This is a genomic window from Vibrio halioticoli NBRC 102217 (assembly GCF_000496695.1).
Taxonomy (GTDB): domain Bacteria; phylum Pseudomonadota; class Gammaproteobacteria; order Enterobacterales; family Vibrionaceae; genus Vibrio; species Vibrio halioticoli.
On the sequence record NZ_BAUJ01000004.1, the window covers coordinates 100,648 to 123,747 of the forward strand.

Annotated in this window: 21 protein-coding genes; 17 read left to right on the plus strand and 4 right to left on the minus strand. The window is 44.1% G+C overall.

Annotated elements, in window-relative coordinates:
• The first annotated feature begins 22 nt into the window (after positions 1-22).
• A complete protein-coding gene (locus VHA01S_RS02020; RefSeq protein ID WP_039969972.1) occupies positions 23-2,470 on the plus strand; it encodes a molybdopterin guanine dinucleotide-containing S/N-oxide reductase in 2,448 nt (815 codons plus the stop codon).
• A 92-nt stretch (positions 2,471-2,562) separates the two neighbouring features.
• On the opposite strand, the gene VHA01S_RS02025 is transcribed toward VHA01S_RS02020, so the two are convergent.
• Both VHA01S_RS02025 and rne read right to left on the minus strand, forming a co-directional pair.
• Positions 2,563-4,122 carry a SulP family inorganic anion transporter gene (locus tag VHA01S_RS02025; RefSeq protein ID WP_023402680.1) on the minus strand — a complete coding sequence of 520 codons (1,560 nt, stop codon included), beginning with the start codon at positions 4,120-4,122 and terminating at the stop codon, positions 2,563-2,565.
• Between the two features lie 164 nt (positions 4,123-4,286).
• Positions 4,287-7,388 carry a ribonuclease E gene (rne, locus tag VHA01S_RS02030; protein ID WP_023402681.1) on the minus strand — a complete coding sequence of 1,034 codons (3,102 nt, stop codon included), beginning with the start codon at positions 7,386-7,388 and terminating at the stop codon, positions 4,287-4,289.
• A gap of 603 nt (positions 7,389-7,991) precedes the next feature.
• Here rne and rluC point away from each other — a divergent pair.
• The gene (gene rluC, locus VHA01S_RS02035) at positions 7,992-8,936 is read left to right on the plus strand and encodes a 23S rRNA pseudouridine(955/2504/2580) synthase RluC (protein ID WP_023402682.1); all 945 of its coding nucleotides are present in this window, start codon (positions 7,992-7,994) and stop codon (positions 8,934-8,936) included.
• A gap of 48 nt (positions 8,937-8,984) precedes the next feature.
• On the opposite strand, the gene VHA01S_RS02040 is transcribed toward rluC, so the two are convergent.
• Positions 8,985-9,572 (minus strand): Maf family protein, encoded by a 588-nt coding sequence (locus VHA01S_RS02040; protein ID WP_039970001.1) that lies wholly within the window; start codon positions 9,570-9,572, stop codon positions 8,985-8,987.
• Between the two features lie 117 nt (positions 9,573-9,689).
• Here VHA01S_RS02040 and yceD point away from each other — a divergent pair, with 117 nt between their 5' ends.
• The 15 genes from yceD to VHA01S_RS02115 all read left to right on the plus strand — a co-directional run bounded on the left by yceD (position 9,690) and on the right by VHA01S_RS02115 (position 22,752).
• Positions 9,690-10,226 carry a 23S rRNA accumulation protein YceD gene (gene yceD, locus VHA01S_RS02045; protein ID WP_023402684.1) on the plus strand — a complete coding sequence of 179 codons (537 nt, stop codon included), beginning with the start codon at positions 9,690-9,692 and terminating at the stop codon, positions 10,224-10,226.
• A gap of 5 nt (positions 10,227-10,231) precedes the next feature.
• Positions 10,232-10,402 (plus strand): 50S ribosomal protein L32, encoded by a 171-nt coding sequence (gene rpmF, locus VHA01S_RS02050; protein WP_004414666.1) that lies wholly within the window; start codon positions 10,232-10,234, stop codon positions 10,400-10,402.
• Positions 10,403-10,411: 9 nt separating this feature from the next.
• A complete protein-coding gene (gene plsX, locus VHA01S_RS02055; protein ID WP_023402685.1) occupies positions 10,412-11,437 on the plus strand; it encodes a phosphate acyltransferase PlsX in 1,026 nt (341 codons plus the stop codon).
• 5 nt (positions 11,438-11,442) lie between these two features.
• Positions 11,443-12,393 carry a beta-ketoacyl-ACP synthase III gene (locus tag VHA01S_RS02060; RefSeq protein ID WP_023402686.1) on the plus strand — a complete coding sequence of 317 codons (951 nt, stop codon included), beginning with the start codon at positions 11,443-11,445 and terminating at the stop codon, positions 12,391-12,393.
• 66 nt (positions 12,394-12,459) lie between these two features.
• Complete coding sequence (fabD, locus tag VHA01S_RS02065) at positions 12,460-13,383, plus strand: ACP S-malonyltransferase (RefSeq protein ID WP_023402687.1); 924 nt, start codon at positions 12,460-12,462, stop codon at positions 13,381-13,383.
• A gap of 24 nt (positions 13,384-13,407) precedes the next feature.
• Positions 13,408-14,142, plus strand: a complete 735-nt coding sequence (gene fabG / locus VHA01S_RS02070) for a 3-oxoacyl-ACP reductase FabG (protein WP_023402688.1) — start codon at positions 13,408-13,410, stop codon at positions 14,140-14,142.
• A gap of 161 nt (positions 14,143-14,303) precedes the next feature.
• Positions 14,304-14,537 (plus strand): acyl carrier protein, encoded by a 234-nt coding sequence (gene acpP, locus VHA01S_RS02075; RefSeq protein ID WP_017051317.1) that lies wholly within the window; start codon positions 14,304-14,306, stop codon positions 14,535-14,537.
• 101 nt (positions 14,538-14,638) lie between these two features.
• The gene (gene fabF / locus VHA01S_RS02080; protein ID WP_023402689.1) at positions 14,639-15,889 is read left to right on the plus strand and encodes a beta-ketoacyl-ACP synthase II; all 1,251 of its coding nucleotides are present in this window, start codon (positions 14,639-14,641) and stop codon (positions 15,887-15,889) included.
• Between the two features lie 108 nt (positions 15,890-15,997).
• The gene (gene pabC, locus VHA01S_RS02085; RefSeq protein WP_023402690.1) at positions 15,998-16,804 is read left to right on the plus strand and encodes an aminodeoxychorismate lyase; all 807 of its coding nucleotides are present in this window, start codon (positions 15,998-16,000) and stop codon (positions 16,802-16,804) included.
• Positions 16,797-17,813, plus strand: a complete 1,017-nt coding sequence (gene mltG / locus VHA01S_RS02090) for an endolytic transglycosylase MltG (RefSeq protein WP_023402691.1) — start codon at positions 16,797-16,799, stop codon at positions 17,811-17,813. The genes pabC and mltG overlap by 8 nt, the downstream gene beginning before the upstream one ends.
• Complete coding sequence (gene tmk, locus VHA01S_RS02095; protein ID WP_023402692.1) at positions 17,813-18,442, plus strand: dTMP kinase; 630 nt, start codon at positions 17,813-17,815, stop codon at positions 18,440-18,442. The genes mltG and tmk overlap by 1 nt, the downstream gene beginning before the upstream one ends.
• A 5-nt stretch (positions 18,443-18,447) precedes the next feature.
• On the plus strand, positions 18,448-19,410 hold the full coding sequence (gene holB, locus VHA01S_RS02100; RefSeq protein WP_023402693.1) for a DNA polymerase III subunit delta': 963 nt from the start codon (positions 18,448-18,450) through the stop codon (positions 19,408-19,410).
• Positions 19,411-19,477: 67 nt separating this feature from the next.
• Positions 19,478-20,248 (plus strand): TatD family hydrolase, encoded by a 771-nt coding sequence (locus VHA01S_RS02105; RefSeq protein WP_023402694.1) that lies wholly within the window; start codon positions 19,478-19,480, stop codon positions 20,246-20,248.
• Positions 20,249-20,686: 438 nt separating this feature from the next.
• Positions 20,687-22,120, plus strand: coding sequence for a PTS glucose transporter subunit IIBC (ptsG, locus tag VHA01S_RS02110; protein ID WP_023402695.1), 1,434 nt, complete (start codon positions 20,687-20,689; stop codon positions 22,118-22,120).
• Positions 22,121-22,326: 206 nt separating this feature from the next.
• Entirely contained in the window at positions 22,327-22,752 is a 426-nt protein-coding gene (locus VHA01S_RS02115) for a hypothetical protein (protein WP_023402696.1), read from the plus strand.
• A 247-nt stretch (positions 22,753-22,999) separates the two neighbouring features.
• Here VHA01S_RS02115 and VHA01S_RS18275 read toward each other — a convergent pair whose 3' ends face one another.
• Positions 23,000-23,098: a MetS family NSS transporter small subunit gene (locus tag VHA01S_RS18275; RefSeq protein WP_023402697.1), complete on the minus strand. Its 99-nt coding sequence runs from the start codon at positions 23,096-23,098 to the stop codon at positions 23,000-23,002.
• Positions 23,099-23,100 lie beyond the last annotated feature (2 nt).

A 23,100-nucleotide genomic window follows, 5' to 3' on the forward strand; every position in this document is an offset into this window, starting at 1 on the left:
TTGAAATAAAAGGCAATTTACTATGACAAACATCACCCGTAGGGGCTTTTTAAAAGGCTCTGGGATGGTTGCTGGAGCAGCCGCATTTACTTCATTTGCGCCATTATCTGTTAATGCAGCGTCGAAGAAGGGTTCTGGAATTCTTACTGCAGGTCGCATGGGACCAATGCTATGTAAAGTACAAGATGGGAAGTTGATCTCTTCTACTAACGCATTGGCACAGACAGTTGCAAATAGCTTGCAAACAACGGGTCCAGATCAGGTTCATACCCAAGCAAGAATTACACACCCAGTAGTGCGCAAAGGCTATCTAGAAAATCCGACTGCGCCAAAAGGGAGTCGCGGCAGTGATGAGTTTGTGAAGGTTTCGTGGGATGAAGCATATAAACTTATCCATGAACAACACATGCGTATTCGTAAAGAAAACAGCCCTGAAGCCATTTTTGCGGGTTCTTATGGTTGGCGTTCGTCTGGTGTGTTACACAAGGCTCAAACCTTGTTACAACGTTATATGAGCATGGCTGGTGGATACTCGGGTCACTTAGGTGATTACTCAACCGGTGCCGCTCAAGTTATCATGCCGCATGTTATGGGCTCTATTGAAGTGTATGAGCAACAAACAACTTATCCTGTTGTTATGGAACACAGTGACGTTGTGGTGCTTTGGGGTATGAACCCTTTAAACACACTTAAGATTGCATGGAGTTCAACGGATTGTTCAGGGCTAGAGTTTTTTAATCAGTTAAAAAGTTCAGGAAAAACCATTATTGCTATTGACCCAATGCGCTCAGAAACCATCGATTTCTTTGGTGATAAGGTGCAATGGATAGCTCCTCATCCATTGACTGACGTGGCGTTATTGATGGGTATTGCCCACACATTAGTGAAAAACAACAAACACGATAAGGCATTCCTAGATAAATACACCACAGGCTACGATAAGTTTGAGGCGTATTTACTTGGTAAAGAAGATGGTGAAGAAAAAACCGCTGAATGGGCGGCCAATATTTCTGGCGTACCAGCTAAGCAGATTGAAGTTCTAGCGGATATTTTCTCTAAAAATCGCACCATGTTAATGGCTGGATGGGGTATTCAACGTCAGCAATACGGCGAACAAAGACACTGGATGATTGCCACACTATCTGCAATGCTTGGCCAAATTGGCCTTCCAGGCGGTGGTTTTGGTTTCTCTTATCATTACTCAAATGGTGGTAATCCAACTCGTGATGCTGCCATTTTGCCAGCAATTTCGGCATCCATTGGTGGTGGCTCATCAGCAGGTAATGATTGGGCTGTATCGGGAGCGGTAAATTCATTCCCAGTTGCGAGAATTGTAGAAGCGTTAGAAAATCCAGGTGGCAAGTATCAACATAATGGCCATGATAAAACCTTCCCTGATATCAAGATGATTTGGTGGGCTGGTGGGGGCAACTTCACTCATCACCAAGATACTAATCGCTTGATCAAAGCGTGGAATAAGCCTGAACTTGTTGTTATTTCTGAAATCTATTGGACTGCTGCTGCGAAGCATGCAGACATTGTGTTGCCAATTACGACTTCGTTTGAACGCAACGATATGACGATGACTGGTGATTATTCGAATCAACATCTAGTACCAATGAAAAAAGTCGTAGAAGCGCAAGGTGAAGCGCGTAATGACTTTGATGTGTTTGCTGATATGGCTGAGTTACTTAAAGCGGGTGGCCGTGATGTCTACACCGAAGGTAAATCAGAAATGGATTGGCTGAAAGAGTTTTATGATACAGCGCAAAAAGCAGGACGTGCAGCACGTATACGTATGCCAAACTTTGGGCGCTTCTGGGACACTAATGAACTGATCGAAATGCGATTTAATAAAGATGCGGCAGGTTTTGTTCGTCATGCCGATTTCCGTAAAGATCCGATCATGAACCCATTAGGTACGCCAAGTGGTAAAATAGAAATATTCTCAAAAACCATTGAAGGTTATGGCTACGAGGATTGTCCTCCACATCCAACATGGATGGCACCTACTGAGTTTATCGGCTCAGCTAAGAAAGGCGAGCTTCAGCTAATGACTGCACACGCCGCTCATCGTCTACATAGTCAGTTTAACTACGCTAAATTGCGCGATGAATATGCCATTGCCAATCGTGAACCAATCTCTATTAACACCGAAGATGCAAAAGTTATGGGCATTAAAACAGGTGACTTAGTTAGAGCTTACAATGATAGAGGTGAAGTATTAGTAGGGGCGTTAGTCTCTGATGGTATTAAGCCAGGTTCAGTGTGTATTCACGAAGGTGGTTGGCCAGATCTTGATCCTGAAACAGGTATTTGTCGAAATGGTGGGGCTAACGTTCTAACTAGTGATATTCCGACATCACGCCTTGCAAACGGTTGTGCTGCGAACTCATCTTTAGTGCGTATTGAAAAATACAAAGGTAAGGTGTTAGGGCTTGATGCATTTGTGCCACCTAAAGGCGCTTAATCAAGCACAGATAAAACGCTAAATTGATAAACTAAAAATGCCACTCATTTAAAATGAGTGGCATTTTTTTGTCTTTATAACTTTAAATAAGACTAACCCGCAAGCACATCGGTGGCGACTTTGTAGCTAGGATCTTCCTTAACGTTAATTTCAACTAGGCTGCCTGCTTTGTCTAATAGTGCACGACAATCTTGGCTTAGGTGACGAAGGTGTAAGGTTTTACCTTCGGCGTTGTAGCGCTCGGCAAGGGTTTCGATAGCTTCGATAGCCGAGTGATCGGTCACGCGAGAATCCGCAAAATCGACAATCACATCCTCAGGGTCATTCTTAGCGTCAAATAGCTCTAGGAAGTTAGCTACCGAGCCAAAGAAGACAGGGCCGTGGATTTGGTAGACCTTAGAGCCTTCTTCGTTTAGCTGGCTGCTTGCGTAGATGTGCTTAGCGTGTTGCCATGCAAACATCAGTGCTGAGGCAATAACGCCCACCGCCACCGCAACTGCAAGGTCGGTCAGTACCGTCACTACAGTCACTAGGATAATGACAAAGAAATCTTGTTTTGGTACGCGACGAGCCAGTTTAAAGGTTGCCCATTCAAAAGTGCCAATAACTACCATGAACATGACTCCAACCAGTGCGGCGAGTGGGATCATTTCAATAAGACCCGAGGTAAACAAGATGAACATCAGTAGCGCAAGCGCCGCCACAATCCCAGACAGTCGTCCACGACCACCAGAGTTTATGTTGATCATAGATTGACCAATCATGGCGCAGCCACCCATAGCGCCAAATACCGAACAGCTTAGGTTAGCAATACCTTGACCGACACATTCACGGTTACTCTTACCGCGGGTGTTGGTCATTTCATCGAGTACTGTCAGAGTCAGTAGTGATTCAATTAATCCAATAGCCGCTAAAATAATCGCGTATGGCAGGATGATTTTTAACGTTTCAAGAGAGAGTGGCACTTGTGGAATGGAGAAGGTTGGTAATGACCCCGCTAAGGTGGCGTTTGAATCTCCCGACATGGCACGTAAGAAATCAACTACGGTGCGAGTGTCTAATCCGAAAAAGTGAACAATAAGAGTAACGGTGACAATAGCAACCAATGACGAGGGGATGGCCGTTGTAAACTTCGGCAGAAAATAGATGATAGCCATAGTCAGCGCAATCAGGGCAAACATAACGGCCATTTGGTCGCTAGGAAGCCAAGTCATTACTCCTGCAACATCAGGGGCTTTGAATTGCCCAAGCTGAGCAAGGAAGATAACAATCGCCAAACCGTTTACAAAGCCAATCATTACCGGATGCGGCACGATGCGAATAAACTTACCCAGCTTAAATACGCCAGCTAATATTTGCAGAATACCGGTCAACATAATGGTCGCAAACAGATATTGCACGCCATGTACGGCGACTAAACTGACCATAACCACAGCCATTGCGCCGGTTGCGCCAGAAATCATTCCCGGACGACCACCAAAAATAGAGGTAATTAAACCGACGATGAAGGCAGCGTATAGGCCGACCATAGGGTCAACTCCGGCAACAAAGGCAAACGCGACCGCTTCGGGAACCAAGGCCAGTGCAACGGTCAGTCCTGACAGAACGTCATTTTTGACGCTGGTGGTTGAAAATTGAGGAGATTCAAACATATGAATTCATTTCTTCTTACAATTATTGTTTAGTCGGCGAATCCTAACGGAAACACCGTTGAAGTGCAATCAAGAGATAAGGTGCAAGATGCATATCTTGTGTTATCTAGATATAAAAAAAGAGCCAACCTAATGGCTGGCTCTCGGTTTACATTTTACGTGGACTAGAAGCTAGGCTTAGTGGTACCAGCAGAAGCTTGATGCGTTGCTGCTTGACTACCCGCTGCACGACCTTCAAAGCGCTCGCTACGGAAGTTTGCGGCATTAACCGTAATTTCCTGTAGTTGCTGTGGGCCAGGTGCGCTAGTCATACCTGACTGAGCGTGGCCTTTAAAGCTTGCTTTTGCCGCTTGAGGCTCAACGGCCGCAACAGGTTCAGCTTTAGCCGGCGCAGGCTCTACAACTAGTGCTTCACTAACACTGCTTTCACTCACTGGCGTCTCGTTAGAAACAGCTTCAACCGCTTTAGCTTCAGCAACTTCATTAGTGGCTGGCGCAGGTTGTGGCTCAACAGCTTCGTTAACAACTGGTGGTACTGCAGGTGCTTCAACGTTTTGCGTTTCAACCGCTTTCACTTCAGCTTGTGGAGCTGTAACGGTTTCAGTCACTACCGCTTGTGCTACGACAACTTCTGGTGCTGCTACCGCTTCTGTTTTCGCAATAGGTTGTTCAATAACCGGTTGCTCAATAACAGGCTGCTCAGTAACCGTTGGCGCTGCTTTCATGATGATCACTTTACCCATCGACATTTCAGGGAAAGCAACACCACTGGTGATACCCGTAGCGATAACTTCTTCAGCTACACGTGGCTTTCTCTTAGGCTTAGGTAAGTCATATTTTGGCATAACTTTGCCCATTGCCATCTCAGGAGAGGCAACACCACCTTTACGTAGACGGAACGGATTAGGTCTGCGATCGCGACCGCGACGACGACGTTGTCCACTGGCACGTAGGTGACGAGGTGAGCGACGATTGCGACGTTGTTGTGGCGCTTCGTTTTGTTCAGACTTGTCAGCTTGTTCAGTTGCTGCTGTTTCAGTAGAAACTTGACCTTTCGGTTGTTGTTTCTTGGCTGGTTTTTCAGCTACAGGCTTAGGCGCTTTAGCGACATCAACGTTTTGTTGGTTTGCTTCAGCTTGTTGGTCTTTAACGCGCACTTGTTTTTTCATCTGACGACGTTGGCGACGTTGTTTAACCTGACTTGTCTTAGTTTCTTTTTCGCTCTTAGACGCAGCTTCAGGCTCTTTCTGAGCTTGCTCAGCGATTTTCTTGCCTTGTTCTTCAACCTTATTCGGTGTCTTTCTCTCTTTACGAGGTTTACGCTTGTTCTCTTTACGAGGCGCTTCTTGCTGAGTAGACGTTGAATTAGGCTTATCAGTCGCAGTTTCATCACGCTCTGTGTTGTTACGATTAGAGCGGTTGTTATTTCTGCGGCGATTATCACGATTGTTGCGACGACGGCTGTCGTTGCGATCGCGACGTTGTGGTTTCGGTTTTTCTTCTACTACTGGTTCTTCTTTTACTTCTTCTGAACTAAAGAATTTACCGATAGCAGCGAAGATACGAGAGAACAAACCAGGCGCTTTTGGTGCTGACGGAGTCGGCTTAGCCGCTGCTGCAACTGGAGCCGCTTGAGGTGCTGGCGCTGCAGATTGTGTTGGAGAAGCAAAACCTTGTAGTACAGGTTCTTCGATGCGTTTTGGCGCAACTTCTACTTCACCCGCTTCGCGAGCTTCCGCTTCTTTCATTGCATCTAGCTTTTTAGGCAATAGGTATGAAAGTAGGCTTTGTTCTTCACCTTCACGAACGCGAACGATTTCGTAGTGAGGCGTTTCCATATCTGAGTTAGGTACGATAAGCACCTTAACTTCTTGGCTACGCTCAATATGATTGACGCTGCGGCGTTTTTCGTTGAGTAAGTAAGAGGCGATAGGCACAGGCACAACCGCCAGTACTTGCGCGGTATTGTCTTTTAGTGCTTCTTCTTCGATTAGACGAAGAACAGATAGCGCTAGAGATTCGTTATCACGAACAACGCCGGTACCTGAACAGCGTGGACAAATATGGTGGCTAGCTTCAGCAAGAGACGGGCTCAAGCGTTGGCGAGACATTTCTAGCAGACCAAATCGTGAAATGCGACCAATTTGTACGCGGGCACGGTCTAAACGAGCGGCTTCACGGATGCGGTTTTCAACTTCACGTTGGTGACGAACTGGTGTCATATCGATAAAGTCGATAACCACTAGACCACCAAGGTCACGTAGACGTAGCTGACGAGCAATTTCATCGGCTGCTTCTAGGTTAGTATTAAGTGCGGTTTCTTCGATGTCACTGCCTTTTGTTGCACGAGCAGAGTTGATATCGATAGAAGTCAGTGCTTCTGTTGGGTCAATAACGATTGAGCCACCAGAAGGTAAGCGTACTTCGCGTTGGAACGCAGAGTCGATTTGAGTTTCAATTTGGTAGTGGCTAAATAGAGGCACTTCACCGTCGTATTTTTTAACACGATTAACGAAGTCTGGGCGTACCAATTGAATGTGTGCTTGAGCACGTTCAAAAATAGTGTTGCTGTCGATCAGGATCTCGCCAATATCGCGACGTAAGTAGTCACGAATAGCACGAACGATAACGTTACTTTCTTGATGGATAAGGAAAGGCGCTTGATTTGCATCAGCCGCTTCTTTTACTGCTCTCCAGTGATTAAGTAGAACATTTAAGTCCCACTCAAGTTCTTCAGCGCTTTTACCAACACCGGCTGTACGAACAATTAAACCCATACCTTGTGGTAGCTCTAAAGTGCTTAGTGCCGCTTTAAGTTGGGTGCGTTCATCACCTTCGATACGACGTGAAATACCGCCGGCTCTTGGGTTATTAGGCATTAATACTAGGTAGCTACCCGCAAGAGAGATAAAGGTAGTAAGAGCGGCGCCCTTATTACCACGTTCTTCTTTCTCAACTTGAACAATAACTTCTTGGCCTTCTTTAAGCACTTCTTTAATGCTTGGACGACCTTGGTATGTGTAGCCTGCAGGAAAGTAATCGCGTGCTACTTCTTTAAGAGGGAGGAATCCGTGTCGTTCTGCGCCATAGTCAACAAATGCTGCTTCTAAGCTTGGCTCAATGCGAGTGATACGTCCTTTGTAGATATTCGCCTTCTTTGATTCGTGGCCAGGACTTTCGATATCTAAATCAAACAGTTGCTGTCCATCAACGAGGGCGACGCGCAACTCTTCTTTTTGAGTTGCGTTAATTAACATTCTTTTCATTCGAATTCTCGTCGTTTTTTCTCTGATTATTTTATTTGTGATTGTCGCAATTGTTTCTATCGATGGTGCCTGATCCCATGGTCGATCGGTGCAGCCTCACGGCTGGAAGGGATGCTCGGGGACACTTTAGCCATCACATTTTACTCTTCAGTAAAAGGTGATCTGCGAAAAATTTGCAGTCGAACTCTGCATCGATAGGTAAAAGTTGTGCGACATGCTTGTTCAGAATCAATGTCTTATGCCTTACGCAGCACGGAGTAATGAACAATCAACTTTCATTTCTTGTCAATTTGCGCCTTAGTAAAGTGTAAAAAATAACCAAGGGAACATATTGATTGACGAACTATAACAGTGTCACTAATGCACAGCAATCGACAAACAGATAAAGGATAGAAAAAAAACTAAAAAACACCAAGCTGAAATAGCTAATCGTATGATTATATTAGATTTAATTAATGTGAGTAAAAATGACAAAACTGTGACGGTGTCATGTTGTACACAGGTTTTTCAATTATCTAACCGCGAATGCACGTCATAGCCAATTTATCCAGTGCAGAGTAGAAAGATGTGATTTAGAACACTTTAGAATGTTACACTAGGCAAATGAGTGAAATAAGAACCCCAGTCCAGTTTGTTGAGATAGATTCTGACATGGCCGGACAGCGCATCGATAATTTTCTGCGCAATCAATTAAAAGCAATCCCTAAGAGTATGGTTTACCGAATTATACGTAAGGGTGAAGTGCGCGTGAATAAAAAGCGTATCAAAGCCGAATACAAACTTCAGGCAGGCGATGTTGTGCGAATTCCGCCAGTGACGATTCCTGCCACTGAAGAGACGCCAGCCTTAAGTACTAAACTTAATAAAGTATCAGAGCTTGAGCACTGCATCTTATATGAAGATGATCATCTGCTTATTTTAAATAAACCCTCGGGTACTGCAGTGCACGGTGGCAGTGGTTTGAAGTTTGGCGCGATTGAAGCGTTACGAGCATTAAGACCGGATGCGAGATTTTTAGAACTGGTGCATCGCATTGATAGAGATACCTCCGGTATTTTATTAGTGGCCAAGAAACGCTCGGCACTGCGCCATCTACAAGCCCAGTTTCGCGAGAAAACCGTGCAAAAGTATTATTTTGCCTTGGTGATGGGTGAGTGGAAGAACAGCATTCGTAAAGTGACTGCGCCGCTTCTTAAAAATGAAGTAAACAGTATTGTGCGGGTAAATCCGAACGGTAAGCCGTCAGAAACGCGCTTTAAAGTGATTGAAAAGTTGAATAACTCGACTTTAATTCAAGCGAGCCCAATTACTGGCCGTACCCATCAAATTCGTGTGCACGTTCAATATACTGGCCACCCAATTGCTTGGGATGATCGTTATGGCGACCGCCGTTTTGATGCATTTACCGCTAAAGTAGGGCTAGATCGCTTATTCTTACATGCGGCTAACATTAAGTTTACCCACCCAGGTACAGAAGAAGAGATGGATATCTCGGCACCAATGGAAGGTAAACTAACGCGTGCGATCGAAAAACTGCGAGTGTCGTAATGTGTGTAAAGTCGCGATTAATTTAAATTAGCCGTTAACCTAACACCGTTATCCTAAAACAGAGACGCCTTCATTTTCTAGCAAGTCGATAAGCTCGATGAGTGGCAAACCAATGAGGGTGTTAGGGTCTTTACCCTCTAATGCACGAAATAGAGCGATACCTAAGCCTTCGCTTTTAAAGCTGCCGGCACAATTTAATGGTTGCTCTATTTCAACGTAACGTTTGATTTGAGTCTCTGACAACGTTTTAAAGTGCACGTTAAAAGTATCGACAATGACTTGAGTACGACTATTTTTAGTGTTGTACAGCGCAAGTCCAGTATAAAATGTAATGGTTTGGCCGCTTTGCTCTGTGAGCTGTTGTATCGCACCTGCTTTGGTATGCGGTTTACCTGCAATGCGACCATTAACCACACAAACTTGGTCAGAACCAATCACGAGGTGCTGACCATCAGGAAGAGAGCAAGATTTGGCTTTTCCTTCAGCCAGTCTTGCGACAAGCTGCTCAGGCAATTCATTGTCTAGAGCCGTTTCGTCAAAGTCAGGGCTGACTTGTATAAAAGAAACCGATAGTTTACGCAGAATCTCTGCTCGATAAGGGGATGTCGAGGCTAAGACAATTTGATATTCGTTCATGAATTCCAGTTCGATGTTTAGATTGTTTGGCATAGAATAATCGACGTACAAAAATTGAGTAAGTTTTTTCTGTTTTCCTTTGACTAAATTTGATTTGAGAGATAATATTCGCGCCCTATGCAAAAGGTAAAAATACCGCGAACGGTTGACCCGAGTAAAGCAGCTCAGAAACGACTAGACTATGATGGCATCATCCAAGTCAGTCTGCTCAAGCGCTTGGCCGAGTCGGTCGAAGGCGTAAAACGCAACGCAGAAGTCACATTGTCATTTGACTTAGATGAACAACGATTGGTCGTTATCTCTGGTAAAGCTAACGTCGAAGTCGATTTAGAGTGTCAACGCTGCAATGAGAACTTCACACATTATTGTGAAGTCCAATTCGTCTATACCCCTAATAAGGGCGAAAAGACCGAAGAGGAAGCCCCGGAAGAGTACGATTTGGTAGATCTGAACGAGTACGGTGAATGCGATCTCATACAGTTAGTTGAAGACGAGTTCCTTCTAAACTTACCTCAAGTAGCAATGCATGATGTATCTGAATGTAGCGTAAATACACATAACTTGGTTTTTGGTGACATTCCTGAAGAAATTGAGGAAGAGAAACCAAACCCGTTCGAAGTTTTAAAAAGCTTAAAAGCAAAGACAAAGGAGTAGGGTCAATGGCCGTACAAAAGAGCAAGAAATCACGTTCAATGCGTGGCATGCGTCGTTCACACGATGCGCTAACTACAGCTGCACTATCTGTAGACGCAACTTCAGGTGAAACTCACCTACGTCACAACGTGACTGCTGAAGGTTACTACCGTGGCAAAAAAGTAATCAACAAGTAAGGTTACTTTTTGCGAACGATTACCGTTGCACTGGATGCAATGGGTGGGGATTTCGGTCCCCATATTACAGTGCCTGCCGCCGTGCAGGCATTGTCTATTTTTCCAGAGCTAAAAGTTATTTTAGTGGGTGACGAATCCGTCCTCATTCCCCACCTCTCAACATTGGGATTTTACCCCAATGCACGCATTCACATCGAACATACCGATAAAGTGATTGCAGACACCGATAAACCCTCATCTGTAATGCGCCGTAGCGCAGGCACCTCTATGCGTCGCGCAATCGATCTGGTTGAAGAGCAGACCGCACAAGCCTGTGTCAGTGGCGGAAATACGGGTGCATTAATGGGATTATCTCGCTATCGCCTAAAACTTTTGCCGGGTATAGAACGACCTGCACTGGTTTCTGCATTGCCAACACGCAACGGCGAAAAAGTATGGCTACTTGATCTTGGGGCGAATGTCTCGGTCAACGCTAACACTTTGTTTCAGTTTGCAGTGATGGGTGCGGCTTTGGCCGAAGAGCATTTACATCGTTCACCGCGAGTGGCGATTTTAAATGTCGGTGAAGAAGATATTAAAGGGAATGATCTGGTAAAAGATTGCGCTGAATTACTGCAACAAACAGAATCTATTAATTACATTGGATTTATTGAAGCAGATCAGCTATTACAAGATGAAGCCGATGTTGTTGTCTGCGATGGATTTGTCGGCAATGTCTGTTTAAAAGCATCTGAAGGGGTAGCCAATCTATTCCTAGATAGGTTAAAACATCATATGCTGGCATCCAAGTTTAGAGCTTGGATATCAAAAATTATTTTCTCTGAACTGTTTTCTGAGCTAAAACAACTGAACCCCGACCAGTATAACGGGGCAAGTTTGTTAGGATTGCGCGGCATTGTCATTAAAAGTCACGGAAGTGCGGATAAAACTGCTATCATCAATGCAATCATAGAGGCAGTTCACGAGGTCAAACGTCAAGTACCCAGTCGTATAAGTGACCGTTTGGAAACCGTTTTACTCGAGAGGCAAAATTAGTCTTCATGTATAGCAAAATATTAGGCACAGGCAGCTATCTGCCTTCTCAAGTGCGCACCAATGCAGATCTAGAAAAAATGGTTGATACCGACGACGAGTGGATTGTAGCTCGTACTGGTATTAAAGAGCGTCGTATTTCAGCACCGGATGAATCCGTTGCTGATATGGGCTTTATTGCAGCAAAAAATGCGATTGAGATGGCAGGTATTGATAAAGCCGATCTTGATCTTATTATTGTTGCCACTACCAGTGGTAGCCATGCCTTCCCATCATCTGCGTGTCAAATTCAAGGAATGCTCGATGTTCCTGGCTGTGCTGCTTTTGATATAGCGGCAGCATGTACTGGCTTCGTGTATGCGTTGTCAGTAGCTGACCAGCATATCCGTTCTGGAATGTGTAAAAACATTTTGGTTATCGGTGCTGACGCTCTATCAAAATCAGTAGATGAAATTGATCGCTCAACCGTTATCTTATTTGGTGACGGTGCAGGTGCGGTAGTATTAGGTGCCAGTGAAGAACAAGGCATCCTATCTACGCATCTTGGCGCGGATGGTCGTTACGGTGAATTACTGAGCCTTGAAATGCCAGTTCGTGGTGGGGAAGTCGATAAATGGCTGCACATGACGGGCAACGAAGTATTTAAGGTGGCAGTCACTCAGCTTTCTCGTTTAGTTACCGATACGTTGAAAGCCAATAACCTTGAGAAACAAGATTTAGATTGGCTAGTGCCGCATCAGGCCAACCTAAGAATCATCTCTGCGACAGCCAAAAAACTGTCAATGCCGATGGATCAAGTGGTGGTAACCCTTGACCGTCATGGCAACACTTCAGCCGCTACGGTACCGACAGCACTCGATGAGGCTGTACGCGATGGCCGAATTAAGCGTGGCCAGTTGATGTTGCTAGAAGCCTTTGGTGGTGGTTTCACTTGGGGTTCAGCGCTAGTTAGGTTCTGATAAAAGCGCACATGATTAATTTAAAGAAGTGCAACTGCACTTCTTTTTCAATATTTAGGACGAATTATGAGCAAGTTTGCAATCGTATTTCCAGGTCAAGGCTCTCAAAGCCTTGGCATGTTGGCCGATCTTGGCGAGCAATTTGATGTTGTTAAACAAACCTTTGCTGAAGCATCAGAAGTCTTAGGTTACGACCTATGGGCACTGATTCAAGATGGCCCAGCAGAAGATTTAAACCAAACTCACCGCACTCAACCTGCATTGCTAGCCGCATCTGTTGCGATCTGGCGCGTATGGAATGAGCAAGGTCTTGCTACTCCTGAACTGGTTGCAGGCCACAGCTTAGGTGAATACTCAGCTTTAGTTTGTGCGGGCGTAATCGATTTCAAACAAGCGATTAAACTGGTTGAACTACGCGGTCAATTGATGCAAGAAGCAGTACCTGCTGGTACAGGCGCAATGTACGCGATTATCGGCCTAGCAGATGACGCTATCGCAAAAGCGTGTGAAGAAGCGGCGCAAGGCGAAGTGGTTTCTCCAGTAAACTTCAACTCACCAGGTCAAGTGGTTATCGCGGGTAATAAAGCGGCGGTAGAGCGTGCGGGCGCATTGTGTAAAGAAGCGGGCGCGAAACGTGCATTGCCTTTACCTGTGTCAGTACCTTCGCACTGTGCACTGATGAAGCCGGCGGCGGATCGTTTGGCTGAAGCGCTTAAAGATCTTGAATTTAATGCTCCAACACTACCTGTGATCAACAACGTTGATGTTGCTGCTGAAACGGATCCTGCAAAAATTAAAGACGCGCTTGTACGTCAACTCTATTGCCCAGTACGTTGGACTGAAGGCGTGGTGAGCATGCATGAGCAAGGCGTAGAGAAACTCTTTGAGTTGGGCCCAGGTAAAGTTCTAACGGGTTTGACTAAACGTATCGTGAAAAGCCTAACGGCTGCAGCAGTGAATGACACAGCATCACTAGAAGCTGCGAAATAAGATTCTTAACGGAGACAATAAATAATGAACCTTGAAGGAAAGATCGCATTAGTGACTGGTGCTAGCCGTGGTATTGGCCGCGCTATTGCTGAGACGCTAGTAGCTCGCGGTGCAACGGTTATCGGCACAGCAACGAGTGAAAACGGTGCGGCAGCTATCAGTGAGTACTTAGGTGAAAATGGTAAGGGATTGGCACTAAATGTAACAGACCCAGCCTCTATTGAAACAGTGCTAAAACAGATTACGACTGACTTTGGTCCTCTTGATATCCTAGTGAATAACGCAGGTATCACTCGTGACAATTTGCTAATGCGAATGAAAGATGATGAGTGGACTGATATCATGGATACCAATCTGACTTCAATCTTCCGTTTGTCTAAAGCCGTTCTACGTGGCATGATGAAGAAAAGATGCGGTAGAATCATAAACGTAGGTTCAGTTGTTGGCACTATGGGCAACGCTGGACAGACAAACTATGCAGCAGCTAAAGCTGGTGTAATTGGTTTTACTAAGTCTATGGCGCGTGAGGTTGCTTCTCGCGGAGTAACAGTCAATACTGTAGCACCAGGTTTTATCGAAACTGATATGACAAAAGCACTAAATGATGAGCAACGTGCGGCAACACTGTCGTCTGTTCCTGCTGGTCGTTTAGGTGATCCTCGTGAAATCGCAGCTGCTGTGGCATTTCTTGCCTCTCCAGACGCCGCGTATATAACAGGTGAAACATTACACGTCAATGGCGGCATGTACATGGTGTAATTTTGTGCATTATTTGACGTGATATAAGTCAAAAGTGCCATTAAAATCGGGTAAATTAAAAAATTGTGGTTCGACCAGCAAGGATGCCCTTGCAACTTTTTACCTTTTGAATAAACTACGCAAAACATCGCATTCAGCGACTTATGTATAGGAAATAAAAAATGAGCAATCTTGAAGAACGTGTAAAAAAAATCATCATTGAACAACTAGGTGTTGATGAAGCTGAAGTTAAGAACGAAGCATCTTTCGTTGACGATCTTGGTGCTGACTCTCTTGACACTGTTGAGCTAGTAATGGCTCTAGAAGAAGAATTCGACACAGAGATTCCTGACGAAGAAGCAGAGAAAATCACTACTGTTCAAGCTGCTATCGATTACGTAACTAGCGCTCAGTAATTCTCTTCTCAGGCGGTTAATTTCTTTGACCGCCTGATTCTTTACAGCTTCCTTATCGTTGTATTTCCATCTCTCATTAATCTAACCCCGGAGTAAAAATCGTGTCCAAGCGTCGTGTAGTTGTCACTGGCATGGGTATGTTGTCACCGGTCGGCAACACCGTAGAATCTTCTTGGAAAGCCCTGCTATCAGGTCAAAGCGGTATCTCGAATATCGAACACTTTGACACCACCGAATTTTCAACACGCTTTGCAGGTCTTATCAAAGACTTTAACTGCGAAGAGTACATGTCTAAAAAAGATGCTCGTAAAATGGATTTGTTTATCCAATACGGTATCGCAGCAGGTATCCAAGCTCTAGATGATTCTGGCCTAGAAATCACTGACGAAAATTGCAGTCGCGTAGGCGTAGCAATTGGTTCAGGTATCGGTGGTTTAGGTCTGATTGAAAACGGTATTCATACTATGAACGCAAAAGGTCCACGTCGAGTGAGTCCATTTTTCGTTCCGTCAACCATTGTAAATATGGTTGCAGGTAATCTTTCTATTATGCGTGGCCTTCGTGGTCCTAACATTGCTATCTCTACCGCCTGTACTACAGGTTTGCACAATATTGGCCATGCGGCTCGTATGATTGCATACGGTGATGCAGATGCAATGGTTGCAGGTGGCTCTGAAAAAGCGTCAACTCCAATGGGCATCGCAGGTTTTGGTGCAGCGAAAGCTCTATCAACTAACAATGAAAACCCTCAAGCCGCTTCTCGTCCTTGGGACAAAGATCGTGATGGTTTTGTATTAGGTGATGGCGCGGGCATCATGGTACTTGAAGAGTACGAATCAGCGAAAGCTCGTGGTGCTGATATCTATTGTGAACTTGTTGGCTTCGGCATGAGTGGTGATGCGTATCACATGACCTCTCCAAGTGAAGATGGCTCAGGTGGCGCTCTAGCAATGGAAGCCGCTATGCGTGATGCAGGTGTGACAGGTGAGCAAATTGGCTACATCAATGCACACGGCACATCGACACCAGCAGGTGACGTAGCAGAACTTAAAGGCGTGAAACGCGCGTTAGGTGATGCAGGTGCAGCTCAAGTACGTGTATCTTCTACTAAATCTATGATCGGTCACCTATTAGGTGCGGCAGGTTCAGTTGAAGCTATCATTACGGCATTGGCGCTTCGCGACCAGAAAGTTCCGCCTACAATCAACCTTGATGAGATTGACGAGCGCGCAGAAGCTCTGGGTATTAACTTAGTGCCAAACGTAGCTCAAGATGTAGAGATGGAATATGCTCTATGTAACTCATTCGGTTTTGGTGGCACTAACGGTTCATTGATCTTCAAAAAGATCTAATTAACCTAGCAACCTCAAAGTTGTGAGTTAAAATAGTTTGGGTCAGACTCAGTTTCAATCGAAACTGGCTCTGGCCTTTTTTATTGTCGGTCATCTTTGGAATCAAGCATGTATTGGATAAATGGCGTCGAAAAAGACACGATTTTGGCAAGTGATAGAAGCTTCAATTACGGTGATGGCGGTTTTACTACCATTCGAACCTTAGATGGAAAACCGCAACATTGGACGGCGCATGTCGACAGAATGCAAGCGTGTTTAACTTTGTTACAAATTACTCAGCCAGACTGGAACTTGGTCCGTCAATGGGTAGAAAATGCTGCAATTGATAAAGGTATTGCCGGAATAAAACTGCATGTAAGCCGTGGCTGTGGTGGGCGAGGTTATAGCCCAAAAGGTGTTGATGCGTCGCATGTGACCATTAGTGAATTTGTCTATCCTATGCATTATCAAAACTGGCAGCAGCAAGGCATTGAGTTAGGGCTTGCTCAACATAAACTTGGCCTGAATCCACTGCTTGCGGGTCACAAACACAATAATCGTTTGGAACAGGTCTTACTGAAAGCGGATATTGAAGCGCAAGGTTATGTTGATGGTATCGTGCTTGATCTCAATGAGCATGTTGTAGAAACTACTATGGCGAATCTGTTTTGGGTATCAAAAGGGGTTTTGTATACACCGAGTATCGAGCTTTGTGGTGTTGCGGGAGTAGCAAGACGCTGGATATTAGAAGATGCTGCGCAACGTGACATTCCTGTTGTCATAAAAAGCATGACTGTTGCACAACTATTAGACGCCGACGAGGTGTTTATGTGTAATTCTCTATTAGGTGTGGCTCCAATCATAAAAATCACCCATAAATGTTTTCCAATCGGTATAATGACTCGCGATTTCCAGGAGAGGATAAATAGTGCTTAAAAAAATTATAACCCTATGTGTATTGTTGGTTGTGTTAGCCGGTGGTGGTCTGTTTTATGTATGGAATCAACTGACTAGCTATATGAATCAGCCACTACAGATAGAGGAGCCAACGTTAATCACTATCAAACCTGGCACTTCATTTAATTCATTATTACGCCGATTAGAGAATAATGACTGGGTGCAGCCAAGTGAGTTTTCACGCTTAGCCAGTCGCGCTCATCCTGAACTGACCAAAGTAAAAGCAGGCACCTTTGAAATTGGGCCTAATCTAACCCTACAGCAAGCTCTGGTGAGTCTAGTCAATGGCTCACAAGCCGAATTTAGCATCACATTTGTTGAAGGTAGCACCTTTAAAGAGTGGAGAGGGCAGTTTGATCGAGCGCCGCACTTAGTTCACAGCACTAAAGATATGAGCGAGGCCGAGATTGCTCAGGCGTTAAATATTGATAGAGAAAAGCTCGAAGGGCTATTTTTAGCCGAGACTTATCGTTATACCGTGGGCATGTCTGATCTTGATGTGATGAGACGCGCGCATAACCAATTAAACAAAGTGTTAAATGAATATTGGGCGAAACGTCAAGATAACCTGCCATTAAAAACAGCGTATCAAGCGTTGACCTTGGCTTCTATTATCGAAAAAGAAACCGCAGTGCCTGAAGAGCGTCCATTAGTGTCGTCCGTGTTTGTTAATCGTCTAAAAATAGGCATGCGTTTACAAACCGACCCAACGGTAATTTATGGCATGGGTGATAAATACCAAGGCAATATTCGTAAGCGAGATTTACAACGACCAACCCCATACAACACTTATACCATTTACGGCCTGACGCCAACGCCTATTGCTATGGTTGGTGAAGAAGCGATTGCAGCAGCAGTTAACCCTGATGACAGTAAGTATCTTTATTTTGTAGCGAGTGGTCATGGCGGGCATGTGTTTTCCAAAAATCTCAGAGATCATAATCGCGCCGTACAAGCGTATTTAAGAAAATTAAGGGCTCGAAAATAATGAAGCAAGGTAAATTCATCGTGGTTGAGGGTTTAGAAGGCGCAGGTAAAAGCACCGCAATTTCTAAGATCATGTCTCAACTTGCAGCCTCAGGCATTCAAGATATTGTGTCTACTAGAGAGCCGGGCGGAACGCCTCTTGCTGAAAAAATGCGCGCTTTGGTAAAAGAAGAGCATGAGTCAGAGCAGTTGCAAGACATTACTGAATTGCTGCTTATTTATGGTGCGCGTGTGCAGTTAGTTGAAACGGTTATTAAACCTGCGTTATCACAAGGGCATTGGGTAGTCGGCGATCGTCACGATCTCTCTTCACAAGCCTATCAAGGTGGCGGTCGTCAAATTTCGGCTGACACCATGCAGTCACTCAAACAGATCAGTTTGGGTGAGTTTAAGCCCGATTTAACCTTGTACATGGATATTGAACCTAGCTTAGGTTTAGAGCGCGCACGAGGCCGTGGTGAGCTTGATCGCATTGAAAAAATGGACATTTCATTTTTTGAACGTGCCCGTGCTCGTTATTTAGAACTAGCGGCTAGCGACGATACAATTATCGTGATTAATGCAGGCCAAGACATTGAGCAAGTAGCCTCAGATATCGAATCAGCTCTTCAGCAGTGGTTAGGAAAATAGTAGCGATGAATAATGTTCAATACCCTTGGTTGCAAGCAACGTGGAATCAGCTGCAATCGAGTTTAGAACAAAGGGTATTGCCCGGCGCTTTGCTCTTTAGTGCAACTAAAGGTTTAGGTGAAGAGTCAATTATCAATGAACTCGTTAAAGTACAGTTGTGTAAAAACAGCGATGCCGAAGCGTGTGGTTTTTGTCACAGCTGTGAGCTTTTCCAAGCCGATACTCATCCTGACTTTCATCGAATTATGCCACTGGAAGGCAAAAGCTCTATTTCGGTAGACCAGATCCGAGAGGGGAATCGCTCTGCACTAGAGTCTTCGCAATTGGGAGGTAAAAGGGTCATTGTGATTCAACCTGCGGAAGCAATGACTGAACAAGCGATGAATGCTTTACTTAAAACGTTAGAAACGCCTCCTGAAAGTTGTGTATTTATTTTAAGAAGCCACGCGGCTCATCGATTGTTACCCACCATTAAAAGTCGTTGTCAGCTATGGCATATTCCCACACCCGATCTCAACAATTATCTGTCATGGTTAGCTGATAACAATATAAGTAAAGTTCCGGAACTTCATTATCAGGTCTGTTTAGGTGCGCCATTAACGTTAAAAGAATTTATCGAGAAAGGGCAGGATATCGAGTTTGATGCCACAATTGAGGCACTTGCCGATTTTTTAGAGCAAGAGTTTGCATTGCCTAAAGCGTTTGTAGATGCATGTGCAACCGAGACTTTAATTAAACTTAACCGTCTCTCTCTTGCGTTAATTGAGCTGCAGAAAAGCTTCTTTGTGACACAAGCGACAGTTGACAGTCACACAGGATTAAAGCGATTACAATCCATTGTGGATTATCAGAAAACCTTTGATATGTCTCGCCGCTTGGCAGAGCTTACTGAGCAATTGACCGTACACACAGGTTTAAATCAAGAGTTATTATTAAGTCAGTGGTTAATTGAAACCAAGATGTCATAGCTTCATCGAGCGGTTCGTTAATCAAGGTTTGTAGCGCGCTTAATGCGCGTTTTTTTATAGGTGTTATATGTTTGTAGATTCCCATTGTCATCTTGATAAATTGAATTATCAAGATTTGCATACCAGTGTTGCTGATGTGATAGCAAAAGCTGAACAAGCTAACGTTAAGCAATTACTCTCCGTTGGCGTGACGTTAGAAGCCTTCCCAAAAATGATGGAGCTTATTGCACCATTTTCGCAAGTACATGCTTCAGCTGGGGTTCATCCGTTAGATGTAGAGAGTGATTTTGATTACCAACAGCTGGCCTCATTTGCAAAACATGACAAAGTCGTCGCCATCGGTGAAACAGGCTTAGATTTCCACTACAAACCCGAGACCAAAGCGTTACAGATTGAACGATTTGAGCAGCAGGTAGAATTGGCTGTAGATGTAAATAAGCCATTGATTATTCACACTAGACTGGCTCGTTCTGAGACTTTGTCTATACTCAAACAGGGAAATGCGGAACGCTGTGGTGGAGTGATTCATTGCTTCACCGAAGATCGCGCTTTTGCCGAAGCTGCAATGGACTTGGGATTTTATATTTCTATCTCAGGCATCGTTACGTTTCGCCAAGCAACGGAACTAAAAGAAGTGGTAAAGGCTTTACCTCTCGAACGTTTGCTTATTGAAACTGACTCACCTTATTTGGCGCCCGTTCCACATAGGGGAAATGAAAATCAGCCTGCATATGTTGTTGAAGTGGCAAGCTACATTGCTCAGCTAAAAGGGATATCTTTGGGAGAAGTTGCTAGTGCAACAACACAGAATTTTGCAGATCTTTTTTTGAGTCGCTAAATTAGTTTTTATTGAATTCTACACCACGTGTTTATTTTTCTAGCGTGATTGGTACCTATTTACCAATTATGTTGTTAGTTATGTTTTGTGTTGAAAATCTATGTCACAGAGAAGGGATAGGTTAATTTCTATTTAAAAAATAAGTGATATTCAGCGGACAGAGAAAAGATTTTTAAGCGCAAATTAAGTTTTTATTCATTAATTCAATGTTTTACGTTAATTTTTATGACGAATTTACAATGGGGCTAAGTGTGATCTATAGCCACTTTTAGCAACTTGCATTTTGTGAGGTAAAGAAACTTAACAGGCATAGCTATATATTTAGAGACGAAAAATATAATCGGATTCGGTTACGTTTTTAATACAAGGTCTATCATGTTGGCTGCGGGGGTAAGTCGATAGACCTTAAAAATACTAATAAATTTCAGGAGCATAAACATGTTTAAAAACCTTTTTGCTAGCTTGCAGAAAGTCGGCAAGTCATTGATGCTGCCAGTATCAGTACTTCCAGTTGCAGGTATTCTACTTGGTGTAGGTGCAGCCGACTTGAGCTTCATCCCAGACGTTGTTTCTTCATTAATGGAGCAAGCGGGTGGCTCAGTATTTGGTCAAATGGCTTTACTGTTCGCAGTAGGCGTTGCACTTGGCTTTACAGATAATGACGGTGTTGCAGGTCTAGCTGCAATTGTTGGCTATGGCATCATGACAGCGACGTTAAGCGTAATGTCTGACGTTATGGGTGTTAGTAAAATCGATACCGGGGTACTGGGCGGCATCTTAGTGGGTGCAGTATCGGCTTGGGCATTTAATCGTTTTTACAGAATCCAACTTCCAGAATACCTTGGTTTCTTTGCCGGTAAACGTGCCGTGCCAATTATCACAGGCTTTACAGCCATTGGTATGGGTATTGTGCTTTCTTTCGTATGGCCTCCGATTGGTCACGGTATCTCATGGTTCTCACATTGGGCGGCTAACCAAAACCCACAATTGGCATTTGGTATCTACGGCGTTATCGAACGTTCATTAATTCCATTTGGTTTACACCACGTATGGAACGTTCCATTCTTCTTTGAAGCTGGTAACTGTGTGAATACATCGGGTGAAGTCCAACATGGTATTTTGACTTGTTACTTGGTAGCAGATGATGCTTCTCGTGCAGCGGGTAATGGCTTTGGTCAACTTGCTGGCGGTTACATGTTCAAAATGTTTGGTTTGCCAGCAGCAGCAATCGCTATGGCACATTGTGCTAAGCCAGAGAACAGAACTAAAGTAATGGGCATCATGTTGTCTGCGGCTTTAACTTCTTTCCTAACAGGTATTACTGAACCAATCGAGTTTTCATTCTTGTTTGTAGCGCCAGTATTGTACGGAATCCACGCTTTGCTAGCAGGTTCTGCATACGTAGTGTCTAACACTCTTGGCTTTGTTCACGGAACTTCGTTCTCTCATGGTTTGATTGATTTCATTGTTCTTTCTGGTAATGCTCAGAAAATGGGACTAATGGTTGCCGTTGGTATTGGTTATGCTGCTATTTACTACTTTGTATTCCGCACAGTAATTTTGGCTATGGACCTTAAAACTCCGGGCCGTGAAGACGAAACTGAAGAAGAAGGTACAACCTTCACTGGTAGTGAACTTGCTGGTGAGTTAGTTGCCGCGTTTGGTGGCAAAAACAACATTACAGGCTTAGACGCATGTATCACACGTTTACGTGTTGCTGTAGCTGATACTGATAATGTTGACCAAGAAAAACTGAAACATCTAGGTGCGGCGGGTGTAGTCGTAGTATCTGGTGGTGTTCAAGCTATCTTTGGTACTAAATCTGATAACTTGAAAACAGATATGGATGAGTGGATTCGTAACAACGGATAACCATTCTCTATAAATAGACACAAAGGAGGCTTTTTTAAGCCTCCTTTTTTATTGGGTTATCGCTAATTCTTGTCATGAAAACAATAAGACGTGGCTAAAAAATGTGTTACAAAACGCACTTCCATACATTTCATGTGTTTTTACTGACAAAAGGCGTAAAATTCAAGGTAATATAAGGCAAATTGCATACAAATAAGGAATGAAAAGTGAATATTGGGAAGTTAGCATTGGTTACTGTTGTTCTTACTGGGCTAGCAACTTATGTGGGAGCCGCCAAAGCCGCAACTTCTAACAGCAGTGCTGTAAAGTTAGGTATGGGATTAGATCAGGGTCTGAGTGTCGTCGTTAAGTTTGAAGATAAATACAACTTGTCAGTAGGTAACGACGGTATGGCGTTTGATTATCACTTTTCTCAAGGCAGCTTTACAGATGATATTCCTTTCAACTGGTTTGTAGGGGCGGGCGCTTGGTACGAGTGGAATGACGACTTTGGTTTGCGTGTTCCTCTTGGCTTAGATTGGAACTTTGCTCCAAACTGGAATGCTTACGGGCATATTAACCCTGAATGGCAATTGCAACAGAAAGCTAAATTACAGTTTGGCGCAGGTATTGGCGTTACTTATCGCTTTTAACCATGATTTAACGCGCTGTAAGAGGCTATAACCGACCTTAAGGTCGGTTTTTTATTATCTATCTAGCTAATGCTTATCGTCGCGGTATGCATAATACCTATCGAAAAATACTGCTTTGTTCTCGATCATTTTTCCTGCGCTACTTTTGATCATTGACTTAGTGTGATTAGTACAATCTAAAACCATTAATTTCAGGCAATAAAAAACCGAGCGCTAGGGCTCGGTTTTATACATAAGCGAAATATGCTTATTGTTGTTTTTTCATTGCCTTACGGATACAGATAGCAGCGCCACCCCAAGTAATCCCAAGACCAAGAATCATCATAATGATTGCACTAGTAGTCATAA